Here is an 11,734-nt window from a genome sequence, read left to right on the forward strand (position 1 = left end):
GCTGGACCAGGGTCATGCCGGTGACCATGGTGGGAGCCGTGGCCGCCCCCGCCAGCAGCAGGCAGCCGGCCAGGACGGGCAGCGATCCGGTCGTGGCCGCGGCCAGCAGGGGCAGTGACATCAGGGCCGTCATGCAGGCCAGGCACACCAGCAGTCTGCCGTGCACGTCCCCGGCGGGGCGCAGCGAGCCGTAGACCAGTCCCGCCACGCAGGAGCCGGCGGCCTGGAGGGCCAGGACGGCGCCTCCCGCGTGGGCGATGGAGACGACCTCCATCGACCCGAACACCGCCCCCGTGGCCAGGAAGACGATCAGCAGGGAGGGCATGCCGGGGCTGCGGAACGGGGAGGCGGTGGCCGTCGTGCGGGGCGCCACCGGCGGTTCGGTCGCACGCTGTGCGGCGAAGATCAGGACGCCCGTCATGAGCAGGACCGCGCCGGTGAGGGTGCCGGCTTCGGGGAAGAACGCCCCGCACAGGGACGCGGCGAGGACCGGACCGAGCATGAAGCACAGCTCGTCGGCAGCCTGTTCGAAGGAGTTCGCGGTGTGCAGGGCTTCCGGGTCGCCCCGGTGGAGGTGGGCCCAGCGGGCCCGTGACATGCCACCGGTGTTCGGGGTGGTGGCCGTCGCGGCGTAGGCGGCGAAGAGCGTCCAGACCGGTGCGTCGTGGCGCACGCAGAGCACCAGGGCCAGCGAGCCGAGCACCGCCACCGCGGTGGCGGGCACCGCGATCCTGGCCTGGCCGTACCGGTCGACGAGACGCGCGGTCCAGGGGGCGACCACGGCGGTCGCGACCAGACCGGTCGCGGTGACCGCCCCGGCCAGGGCGTACGAACCGTGCGCCCCGGCGATCATGAGGATCGCGCTGACGCTGAACATCCCCATGGGCAGCCTCGCGAGGAGATTGCCCGCGGTGAAGGCGCGTGCTCCCGGGGTGGCGAGCAGTCGTAGGTACGGGTTGGACGGGGTGGCGGCGGGGGCCGGGACGGCGGCGGGCGGAGTCGCGGCGGCGGTTTCGTGGGACACGCACCCACCCTCGGATCAGGCGGTCCGCGGCGTCCAACACCTGCCCCGAGGCCATTGACGCACTTCTGTCGTAAATTGGCGCGGTGGCTGCTCCCGACACCGACCCCCGCCTCCTCCGCGCCTTCGTCACCGTGGCCGAGGAGCTGCACTTCACCCGGGCCGCCGCTCGGCTCTACGTCGCCCAGCAGGCGCTGAGCCGGGACATCCGCCGGCTGGAGCGCGAGCTGCGCCGGGAGCTCTTCGTCCGCACCACCCGGCAGGTGTCGCTCACCCCGGACGGGGAACGCCTCCTCCCGCACGCCCGCCGGGTGCTCGACGCGCACGCGGCACTCTCCGCGGCCTTCTCGGACCCGGCGGACCGTCCGCTGCTCGTTGATCTGAACACCGACGGGATGACAGCGGCCAGGGTACTGGCCCGCGCGCGGGAGCTCGCCCCGGAGTGCGAGCTGATGGCGCGCTTCGAGAGCGGGCTGACCTGGGCGGCCGGTGAGGTGCTCTCCGGACGGCTCGACGTCACCTTCGGGCGGGCGGCAGGGCTCGACCCCGCGGTGCTGTCCCAGCTCTCCGTACAGCCCGTGCGGTACGAGCCGATGGCTGTTCTCCTGCCGCACGATCACCCTCTGGCAGGGCGCGAGGCGGTCGCCATGAGCGATCTCACCGGCGAAACCGTCTACGCGGGAGCGGGCAATGCGCGCACCCTGGAGTGGACGGATCTCGCGGCCCGGCTTTTCGCGGAGTGGGGCGCCGTCCTGGCCCCGCCCGCTCCGCTCGCCGTAGGGGTGGCCGAATTCCAACGGGTCATGGCGAAGACCGGGAACCCTGTTCTGGCTGTCGTCGACTTCCCGCCCCTGCCGGGGACGGTGTTGCGGCCGCTCGTGCGGCCGGTGCCGCTCTCCCCGCTGCTGATGGTGTGGCGCAAGGGGGCCGGCCACCCGGGCCTGACCGCGTTGCGGACCGCGGTGGACGAACTTGCAGGAACAGAAAAATGGATGGTACGACCACCGATGTCCTGGCTGCCCGACGCCGATGCGTCACTCATGGGTCACTGTTCATGAACAACAGCTGATACCGCCCGCTGCGCGCCGTCGTCGTGCGCTGCATTCAGGACTTCGGGTACACGGTGCAGGTGGCGCACGGACAGGTGGGGGCCCGGTCCGACAGCAAAGTTCCGGTCATTTCCCGCGCACCTGTCTCATTGAGTGGGGGAAGTGCAGACACCTGTGGAAAATTGACGCGAAGGTACCCGTACCTGGCACACGCATGAACCGGACGACGTCACCGTCCGACGGGGCGTACTGGGCCGTCAGCTCTCCGGACCACCTGTGGAACCCGGCCCCCGGGCCCTTACGACGGTCCGGTGTCCGTCGACGGGAGCGGCCGCCGCAGCAAGACGTACAGGCGGGCGGGCCGGGTGCTCGCCGCGGTCTGTGCCGTGCACGCGGTGACGCTCGTGGTCGCCGTGCCCGGCGGGAACTCCCCGCTCCCCGGCTGCCGCTCTCCGGGCAGCAGGGGAAGCACGGGGAGGAGACCGGGGTGCGGCCCGCCCCCCAGTGACGACATCGTGTCCGAGAGCCCCGGAGCCATGCCCGGCGCCTTCGCCCCGGCCGCCGAAGCCCCCGCGCCGGACGGCGCTTCCGGCCTCCCGGCAGGCCGGGCCCGGCACGAGCGACTCGGCCTCCGCAGCCGGTGAGCCCGCCCAGGACACCGCCTCTTCGTCCCCCGCTCCGGACGACCCCGCCCCCGGGCAGCCGGCCGATGAGCCGTCTTCGGCGGTCACCCCCGGGCAGCCCGCCGAAAGGAGTCCGCCGACGTCCCCGGAGCCCTCGGCCTCGCCGTCCTCGTGTTCGGCCGGGTCGAGGACGTCGCCGCCGAGCACCGGCCGCGCCTGTGGCCGAACGGGGTGGAACGCGGGCGCCGGGCCTGACCTGCCCGAGGGGTGCGGCGGGCCCGGCTCACCGCACCCCCGGCGGCCGAGTGAGAGCAAGGTTGCGCACCGGTCACCTCACGGCACCGCACCGAAACGCGGACTCCCTAGCGTCGGCAGGACGACACCCCGACCCCTGTGGAGGCGCGTGATGGCCGGACGTTGGATCGAGCAGTGGGACCCGGAGGACGAGACCTTCTGGCGCGAGACGGGCGAGAGGACCGCCCGGAGGAACCTGTGGTTCTCCGTGCTCTCGGAGCACATCGGGTTCTCGGTCTGGTCCCTGTGGTCCGTCATGGTCCTGTTCATGGGGCCGGAGTACGGCATCGACCCGGCCGGCAAGTTCTTCCTGATCTCCACGGCCACCCTGGTCGGCGCCGTCGTCAGGGTGCCGTACACCTTCGCGGTCGCGGTGTTCGGCGGGCGCAACTGGACGGTCTTCAGCGCGCTGTCGCTCCTGCTGCCGACCCTCGCCGCCTTCTGGGTGATGGAGCCCGGCACCTCGTACACCACGTTCCTCGTCGTGGCCGCGCTGACCGGTATCGGAGGAGGCAACTTCGCCTCGTCGATGACGAACATCAACGCCTTCTTCCCGCTGCGCAAGAAGGGCTGGGCGCTCGGCCTCAACGCGGGCGGCGGCAACATCGGCGTCCCCGTCGTCCAGCTCATCGGGCTGCTGGTGATCGGCACGGCGGGCGCCGCGCACCCGCGGATCGTGCTCGGGGTGTACCTGCCGCTGATCATCGTCGCCGCGCTCGGCGCCGCGCTCAGGATGGACAACCTCCGGCCCGTCCAGAACGACACCGGGGCGGCGCTCCAGGCCGCCCGCGAGCCGCACACCTGGATCATGGCGGTGCTCTACATCGGCACCTTCGGCTCGTTCATCGGCTACAGCTTCGCCTTCGGACTCGTCCTGCAGACCCAGTTCGGCCGGACTCCGCTGCAGGCCGCCTCGCTCACCTTCATCGGCCCGCTGCTCGGCTCCCTGATCCGGCCCGCGGGCGGTTGGCTCGCCGACCGGTACGGGGGCGCCCGGATCACCCTGTGGAACTTCGCGGCCATGGCGGTGGCGACCGGTGTGGTCGTCCACGCCTCCGGGACCGAGTCGCTGCCGGTCTTCCTCGTGGGCTTCGTCGCGCTGTTCGTGCTGACGGGTCTGGGCAACGGTGCGACGTTCAAGATGATCCCGGGCATCTTCCACACCCAGGGCCTCGCCAGGGGGCTGAGCGGCGAGGAGGCCGCGGCGTACGGACGACGCCTCTCCGGCGCGGCCATGGGGCTCATCGGGGCGATCGGCGCGCTGGGCGGTCTCGCGATCAACCTCGCGTTCCGCCAGTCCTTCGCGGCATCGGGCGCCGGGACGGCCGCCTTCTGGTGCTTCCTCGGCTTCTACGCCGTCTGCTTCGCCCTCACGTGGGCGGTATACCTTCGGCGTACCGAAACGGCGGCCGCGAAGCCCCAGCTCAGCTATGCCGAGGTGTGAGGGCGGCCGCAGGGTGTCGCAGGACGTAACGGGCGGGAAATACAGGAGAACCGAGACTGTCACGCAGGGTTGACAGTCTCGGTCCTCCGCACCATCGAGCAACAGCGGGACGAGAGCCGGGTATCAACGCCATGCACGACGACGACGCACAGCACGGGCCCCTGGCGGGCTTCACGGTCGGGGTGACCGCAGCCCGCCGCGCCGAGGAGCTCGGCACGCTCCTCACGCGCAGGGGGGCCGCGGTCCTGCACGCGCCCGCACTGCGGATCGTGCCGCTCGCGGACGACAGCGAACTCCTGGCCGCCACCAAGGAACTGATCGGCCACGCGCCCGACGTCGTGATCGCGACCACCGCCATCGGCTTCAGGGGCTGGGTGGAGGCCGCCGACGGGTGGGGCATCGGTGACGGGCTCCTCGAACTGCTGGGGGGCATCGAGCTGCTCGCCCGCGGCCCCAAGGTGAAGGGCGCCATCCGGGCGGCCGGGCTCACCGAGGCGTGGTCGCCGCAGTCGGAGTCGATGGCCGAGGTCCTGGACCGGCTGCTGGGGGAGGGCGTGTCGGGCCGCCGGATCGCCCTCCAGCTGCACGGCGAACCGCTGCCCGGCTTCGTCGAGTCGCTCCGGGCGGCGGGTGCCGAAGTCGTCGGCGTACCCGTCTACCGGTGGATGCCCCCGGAGGACATCGCCCCGCTCGACCGCATGCTCGACGTCACCGTCGCCCGTGGCCTGGACGCCCTGACCTTCACCAGTGCTCCCGCCGCCGCCTCCTACCTGAACCGGGCGGAGGCCCGCGGCATGCTCCCGGAGGTGCTGGCGGCCCTGAGCCACGACGTCGTCACCGCCTGCGTGGGGCCGGTCACCGCGCTGCCCCTGCAGGCGCAGGGCATCGACACCGTCCAGCCGGAACGCTTCCGGCTGGGCCCGCTCGTCCAGGTGCTCTGCGCCCAGCTGCCGGCCCGGGCCCGCGCGCTGCCCGTCGCCGGGCACCAGGTCGAGATCCGCGGCCACGCGGTGCTGGTCGACGGCGCCCTGCGCCCGGTTCCGCCGGCCGGCATGGCCCTGCTGCACACACTGGCCCGCAAGCCGGGCTGGGTGGTCTCCCGCGCCGACCTGCTGCGGGCGCTGCCCGGCAGCGGCAGCGACGAGCACGCGGTGGAGACGGCGATGGCCCGGCTGCGTACGGCCCTGGGGGCTCCGAGGCTGATCCAGACGGTCGTCAAGCGCGGTTACCGGCTGGCGCTGGACGCATCGGCGGACACCAAGTACGACGGTTCCTGAACGGCCGGTAGCGTGCGGGGATGAGCAGCGAGAGCCATCCCCTGGCCGACGGTGTCCGGCTGAGGCCCGCGTCCCTCGACGACGCCGGGTCGTTCGCCGGGACCCTGACCCGCAACCGTGCGTACATGCGGCGCTGGGAGCCCGTGCGGCCCGAGGCCTTCTACACCCCCGAGGGCCAGGTGCAGCGGCTGACCGCCCTGCTGGCCGACCGGGACGCGGGGCGTGCGATGCCCTGGGTGCTGGCGGACGACGAGGACCGTGTCGTGGGGGCGATGACGCTCACGTCCATCGAACGCGGGCCGTTCCGCAACGCCCGGCTCGGCTACTGGGTCGACGCCGGCCGGGCGGGCCGCGGTCTGGCCACGGCCGCCGTCGCCCGGGTCTGCGAGGTGGCACGGGACGGGCTCGGGCTGCACCGGATCGAGGCCGGGACGGTCGTGGACAACGAGGCCTCGCAGCGCGTACTGGCGAAGTGCGGCTTCGAGCTCTACGGCACGGCGCCGCGCTACCTCCACATCGACGGGGCCTGGCAGGACCACCGGATGTTCCAGCGCATCCTGCACGACGGCCCGCCGCAGCGCTGACGGGCGCCTGTCCGGTGCGACGGCGGCCTCCTGCTCCTGCGGGGGCGGGACCGGGCCGGGTGAGGGCGCCCCGGCACGGCCCTCCCTCCACGGGCGGCCCCTGAGGCGGGGACGGGCGGTGGGCGGCCCGTCGGGACCGACGCGTCATCGTGATCCGGGCGGCAGGTGCGCTCGGGCCCTCCTTTCGCGTACGGTTGACGGCTGCCCGATGCACGTCAGAAGGGGGCCTCGGTGGCCGCGCAGGATGCCGCTGTCGATTCGTTGCGGGACCGGGAAATCGGAGTCGAACAAGAACATCTGGACCGGGTCTACCGCCGTCTCGAGGAGAAGATCGACGAGGCGGAATTTCTCATGCGGGACGCCGGTGAACGGGGCCAGGTAGGCACCCCCGGGGCGCTCGCCGAACGGGATGCGCAGGTCTTCCGCGCCGGGGTGCACCTCAACCGGCTGAACAGCGAGTTCGAGGACTTCCTGTTCGGGCGGATCGACCTGCTGCGCGGCAAGGACGGCGAACGCGGCCCGGACGGCGCCTTCACCTCCGTGGAGGCGGCCGACGACGCCGTGGGGGAGGACAGCACCGCGGAGATCGCGGAGACCCTCCACATCGGCCGCATAGGGGTGCTCGACTCCGACTACGCGCCGCTGGTGATCGACTGGCGGGCGCCGGCCGCCGCGCCGTTCTACCGTTCGACGCCGAAGGACCCGGGACGGGTCGTACGCCGCAGGGTCATCCGCTCCAAGGGCCGCAGGGTCCTGGGGGTCGAGGACGACCTGATGCGCCCGGAGCTGACCGCCACCCTGGGGGGCGAGGCGCTGCCCGTCATCGGCGACGGCGCCCTGATGGCCGCGCTGGGCCAGGCCCGCAGCCACACGATGCGGGACATCGTCTCGTCGATCCAGGCCGAGCAGGACCTGGTGATCCGCGCCCCCGCCGCCTCCGTCACCGAGGTCTCCGGCGGCCCCGGCACCGGCAAGACGGCGGTGGCCCTGCACCGGGCGGCGTATCTCCTCTACCAGGACCGGCGGCGCTACGCGGGCGGCATCCTCGTCGTCTCGCCGACCCCGCTCCTGGTCGCGTACACCGAAGGGGTGCTGCCCTCGCTCGGTGAGGAGGGCCAGGTCGCGATCCGCGCGGTCGGCTCGCTGTCCGACGAGGCCGCGGGCGCGGAGGGGGCGACCACGTACGACGAGCCCGCCGTCGCCCGGATCAAGGGCTCGTCCCGGATGCTCCACGTGCTGCGCAAGGCCGCCCGGGGGGCGCTGGAGCAGCCCGCACCCGTGCCCGCCCCCCAGGAGGGGCAGCTGGAGTTCGGGGAGGCCCCGGCCGAGCCGGGTACGCCCACCCGTCTGAGGGTGGTGGCCTTCGGCGCCCGCATCGAGCTGGAGGCGGACGAGCTCCGGCGGATCCGGCACAACGCCCTCGGCGGCACGGCGCCGGTCAACCTGCTGCGCCCGCGCGCCCGCAAACTGCTCCTGGACGCCCTGTGGGGCAAGTCGTCGGGCCGGGGCCGTTACACCGACCCGGAGCTGGCCGCGGAGCTGCGCTCGTCCTTCGACGAGGACGTGTCCACCGAGACCCCGTTCCTCGCCTTCCTGAACGCCTGGTGGCCGGAGCTCACCCCTCGGCGGGTGCTGGCCGCGATGTCCGACGAACGGCGGCTGAACCGGTGGGCGCGCCGGATCCTCAACCAGGGTGAGGTGCGCCGCCTCGCCCGTTCGCTGAAGCGGCTGGACGAGGACGGCAAGGGCCCGCTCTCCGTCCACGACGTGGCGCTCCTGGACGAGCTGCAGACGCTGCTCGGCACCCCGGCCCGCCCGAAGCGGAAGCGGGAGGCGGACCCGCTGGACCAGCTCACCGGTCTGGAGGAGCTGATGCCGCAGCGCGAGGAGACGCAGCGCGAGCGCGCGGAGCGGCTGGCGGCGGAGCGCACCGAGTACGCCCACGTCATCGTCGACGAGGCGCAGGACCTGACGCCGATGCAGTGGCGGATGGTCGGCCGCCGCGGCCGGCACGCCACCTGGACGATCGTCGGTGACGCGGCGCAGTCCTCCTGGTCGGACCCGGACGAGGCGGCCGCCGCGCGGGACGAGGCGCTCGGCAACCGGCCGCGGCGCCAGTTCACCCTCACCGTGAACTATCGCAATCCGGCGGAGATCGCCGAGCTCGCCGCCAAGGTGCTGGCGCTGGCCATGCCGGGGATGGAGTCCCCGGCGGCGGTCCGCTCGACGGGCGTCGAGCCCCGCTTCGCGACGGTGCGGGACGCGGAGCTGGCCCCGGCGGTCCGCGAGGAGGCCCGCAGGCTGCTCGCGGAGGTGGACGGCACCGTCGGTGTGGTCGTCGCGATGAACCGCCGTGCCGAGGCCCGTGCCTGGCTGGAGGAGCTCGGCGAGCGGGTCGTGGCGCTGGGCAGCCTGGAGGCGAAGGGGCTGGAGTACGACGCCACGGTGGTGGTCTCCCCCGCGGAGATCGCCGACGAGTCCCCCGCGGGACTGCGGGTGCTGTACGTGGCGCTCACCCGGGCGACGCAGCAGCTCACCGTGGTCTCGGGGGAGCGCGACATGCCGGACGAGGACGGTGTCCCGGACCTGCTGAGGGACTGAGCGGGGCCTTCCGGCGGCCCGCGCGCGCAGGAGTTTTCAAGCCGGCCCGCCGTACGGGAGTCACTTCCGCGGGGTGTTTGTTAGCCTGGAGTCGACACCGGCCCGATCCAAGCCCCCGGGCCCAACCTTCGTCGCTACGAGCGACCACTTGCCGCGAGGCGAGCATGGCGGGCCGGTGTCACTTGACCGGAAGAAGACAGACCCGCGTCACCTGTTGGTGGCGCGGGTCTGTTTGTGTTTTCCCGGGTCCTCCTGGGCTTCCCCCGTGCATTTCACAGCCGGCCGGGGTTACGCGAGGCGTTCACTTCTCGTATGGTGGAAAAAAGTTTCCGAAAGGTGGCAGTCATTAACTGCTACCGGTCGGTAGGTGCGACGATCGGAACGCACGTGCGGGGTCCTGCCCCACTCGCGTGCGGCAACGAAGCTCAGGAAAGCGAAGGACTCGGCCATGGCAACGGCGCCCAGCGTCTCGTACTCGATGACGGTCAGGCTGGAGGTGCCCGCGAGCGGCACAGCGGTCTCCCAGCTCACCACGGCCGTGGAGTCCTCCGGCGGCTCCGTCACCGGCCTCGACGTCACCGCTTCAGGCCACGAGAAGCTGCGGATCGACGTCACGATCGCGGCCTCCTCGACCTCGCACGCGGACGAGATCGTCGAAGGCCTGCGCGACATCGAGGGTGTCGTCCTCGGCAAGGTCTCCGACCGTACGTTCCTGATGCACCTCGGCGGCAAGATCGAGATGGCGTCCAAGCACCCCATCCGCAACCGTGACGACCTCTCGATGATCTACACCCCGGGTGTGGCGCGGGTCTGCATGGCGATCGCCGAGAACCCCGAGGACGCCCGCCGCCTCACCATCAAGCGCAACGCTGTCGCGGTGGTCACGGACGGCTCGGCGGTGCTCGGACTGGGCAACATCGGCCCGATGGCGTCGCTCCCGGTGATGGAGGGCAAGGCGGCCCTCTTCAAGCGCTTCGCGGGCATCGACGCCTGGCCGATCTGCCTGGACACGCAGGACACCGACGCGATCGTCGAGATCGTCAAGGCGATCGCCCCCGGCTTCGCGGGCATCAACCTGGAGGACATCTCCGCCCCCCGCTGCTTCGAGATCGAGGCACGGCTGCGCGAGGCCCTGGACATCCCCGTCTTCCACGACGACCAGCACGGCACCGCGATCGTCGTCCTGGCCGCGCTGACCAACGCGCTGCGCGTGGTGGGCAAGTCGATCGGTGACGTACGGGTCGTCATGTCCGGCGCCGGAGCGGCCGGTACGGCCATCCTGAAGCTGCTCATCGCCGCGGGCGTCAAACACGCGGTGGTCGCCGACATCCACGGCGTGGTGCACGCGGCCCGCGAGGACCTGGTGGACGCCACCCCCGACTCGCCGCTGCGCTGGATCGCCGACAACACCAACCCCGAGGGCGTCACCGGCACTCTCAAGGAGGCCGTGGCCGGTTCCGACGTCTTCATCGGCGTCTCCGCCCCCAACGTCCTGGACGGCGCCGACGTCGCGGCCATGGCGGAGGGTGCGATCGTGTTCGCGCTCGCGAATCCGGACCCCGAGGTGGACCCGGCGATCGCGCGCGAGACGGCGGCCGTCGTCGCCACCGGGCGGTCCGACTTCCCGAACCAGATCAACAACGTCCTGGTCTTCCCGGGTGTCTTCCGCGGTCTGCTGGACGCCCAGTCCCGCACCGTCAACACGGAGATGATGCTCGCCGCGGCGCGCGCCCTCGCCGACGTCGTCGCGGAGGACGAGGTGAACGCGAACTACATCATCCCGTCGGTCTTCAACGACAGGGTCGCGGGTGCCGTCGCGGGCGCCGTGCGGGAGGCCGCGAAGGCGGCCGGGGTCGCCGAGGTGGCACCCGAACCCGCGTAGGACCGTATTTCAGGACGGCTTCCTCACACGCCGTCCGCAGGGGCCGGCCACGGCTCCGGCGGACGGTGCGGCAGCTCACGTCCGGGCACTCCGTACGGCGCGTCGCGGGTCGCGGCGTCCCAAACGCCCCTTTAGGGTGGGCGGGCAGCGAGCCCCACAGGCCCGGCATCCGCTGCGGACCGCTCCGACAAGTCGACGGAACGTCATCACGGGCACGCGGTGGTGCTTTTCGTGTGACGTCGAGGGGTCCGGATTGGCGTTAGCGCCGCAGGTGGGGGCAGGATGCGTATTCGGGCGCGAGGGTCTGACAGCAGACCCGGGTCCGGGGACTGTCAGAGGGCCCTGGCAGCATCGGCTTCGATCTCACGCCTCACAGGCAAGAAGAACACGGGAGTACAAACATGAACCGCAGTGAGCTGGTGGCCGCCCTGGCCGACCGTGCCGAGGTGACCCGCAAGGACGCCGACGCCGTTCTGGCCGCGCTCGCCGAGACCGTCGGCGAGATCGTCGCCAAGGGCGACGAGAAGGTCACCATCCCCGGCTTCCTGACCTTCGAGCGCACCCACCGTGCCGCTCGCACCGCGCGCAACCCGCAGACCGGCGACCCGATCAACATCCCCGCCGGCTACAGCGTGAAGGTCTCCGCGGGCTCGAAGCTCAAGGAAGCCGCCAAGGGCAAGTAAGGCCTACGAGGCATGAAGAAGGGCGGCCGTCCCCCCGGGGCGGCCGCCCTTCTTGCTGTCCGGAGGGCGCCGAAGACGCACATCGCCCGTGCGGGCGCTGTGAGGCGGACTGCGGCGCTCCGGCCCCCGTGGTGGGCCTCGGGGAGGCCGGCGGCCCCGTTCGGCCCTGTACGGGCGTTCTGTGGCGTCTGCACGGAATCGGGGAGGGCGCGGCGCCGTTCCCGCCGACGGGCGCCCGGAAAAGCCTGCCGCCCCGGTCCCTCGTGCGGGGGCCGG

General features: G+C 72.4%; 9 protein-coding genes. 8 read left to right on the top strand and 1 reads right to left on the bottom strand.

The window, feature by feature from the left end:
• The coding region (locus VN520_RS31510; protein ID WP_325750344.1) for an MFS transporter at positions 1-1,024 on the bottom strand (1,024 nt) is incomplete at its 3' end.
• Positions 1,025-1,107: 83 nt separating this feature from the next.
• Between VN520_RS31510 and VN520_RS31515 the strand changes: the two genes are divergently transcribed.
• The 8 genes from VN520_RS31515 to VN520_RS31550 all read left to right on the top strand — a co-directional run bounded on the left by VN520_RS31515 (position 1,108) and on the right by VN520_RS31550 (position 11,458).
• The gene (locus tag VN520_RS31515) at positions 1,108-2,079 is read left to right on the top strand and encodes a LysR family transcriptional regulator (RefSeq protein ID WP_325750345.1); all 972 of its coding nucleotides are present in this window, start codon (positions 1,108-1,110) and stop codon (positions 2,077-2,079) included.
• A 302-nt stretch (positions 2,080-2,381) separates the two neighbouring features.
• A complete protein-coding gene (locus tag VN520_RS31520) occupies positions 2,382-2,714 on the top strand; it encodes a hypothetical protein (RefSeq protein ID WP_325750346.1) in 333 nt (110 codons plus the stop codon).
• Positions 2,715-3,099: 385 nt separating this feature from the next.
• A complete protein-coding gene (locus tag VN520_RS31525) occupies positions 3,100-4,431 on the top strand; it encodes a nitrate/nitrite transporter (protein WP_325750347.1) in 1,332 nt (443 codons plus the stop codon).
• 131 nt (positions 4,432-4,562) lie between these two features.
• Positions 4,563-5,708, top strand: coding sequence for a uroporphyrinogen-III synthase (locus VN520_RS31530; protein ID WP_325750348.1), 1,146 nt, complete (start codon positions 4,563-4,565; stop codon positions 5,706-5,708).
• A gap of 20 nt (positions 5,709-5,728) precedes the next feature.
• The gene (locus VN520_RS31535; protein WP_325750349.1) at positions 5,729-6,292 is read left to right on the top strand and encodes a GNAT family protein; all 564 of its coding nucleotides are present in this window, start codon (positions 5,729-5,731) and stop codon (positions 6,290-6,292) included.
• 231 nt (positions 6,293-6,523) lie between these two features.
• Positions 6,524-8,893 carry a HelD family protein gene (locus VN520_RS31540; protein WP_325750350.1) on the top strand — a complete coding sequence of 790 codons (2,370 nt, stop codon included), beginning with the start codon at positions 6,524-6,526 and terminating at the stop codon, positions 8,891-8,893.
• A 448-nt stretch (positions 8,894-9,341) separates the two neighbouring features.
• Positions 9,342-10,775, top strand: coding sequence for an NAD-dependent malic enzyme (locus tag VN520_RS31545; protein ID WP_325750351.1), 1,434 nt, complete (start codon positions 9,342-9,344; stop codon positions 10,773-10,775).
• A gap of 401 nt (positions 10,776-11,176) precedes the next feature.
• Positions 11,177-11,458, top strand: a complete 282-nt coding sequence (locus VN520_RS31550) for an HU family DNA-binding protein (RefSeq protein ID WP_003968811.1) — start codon at positions 11,177-11,179, stop codon at positions 11,456-11,458.
• Positions 11,459-11,734: the final 276 nt, after the last annotated feature.

The organism is Streptomyces sp. (assembly GCF_035563135.1).
GTDB lineage: Bacteria > Actinomycetota > Actinomycetes > Streptomycetales > Streptomycetaceae > Streptomyces.

Coding starts and splice junctions, on each gene's coding strand:
- VN520_RS31525 (WP_325750347.1), top strand. CDS start 3,100: ATGGCCGGACGTTGGATCGAGCAGTGGGACCCGGAGGACGAGACCTTC.
- VN520_RS31530 (WP_325750348.1), top strand. CDS start 4,563: ATGCACGACGACGACGCACAGCACGGGCCCCTGGCGGGCTTCACGGTC.
- VN520_RS31535 (WP_325750349.1), top strand. CDS start 5,729: ATGAGCAGCGAGAGCCATCCCCTGGCCGACGGTGTCCGGCTGAGGCCC.
- VN520_RS31545 (WP_325750351.1), top strand. CDS start 9,342: ATGGCAACGGCGCCCAGCGTCTCGTACTCGATGACGGTCAGGCTGGAG.
- VN520_RS31550 (WP_003968811.1), top strand. CDS start 11,177: ATGAACCGCAGTGAGCTGGTGGCCGCCCTGGCCGACCGTGCCGAGGTG.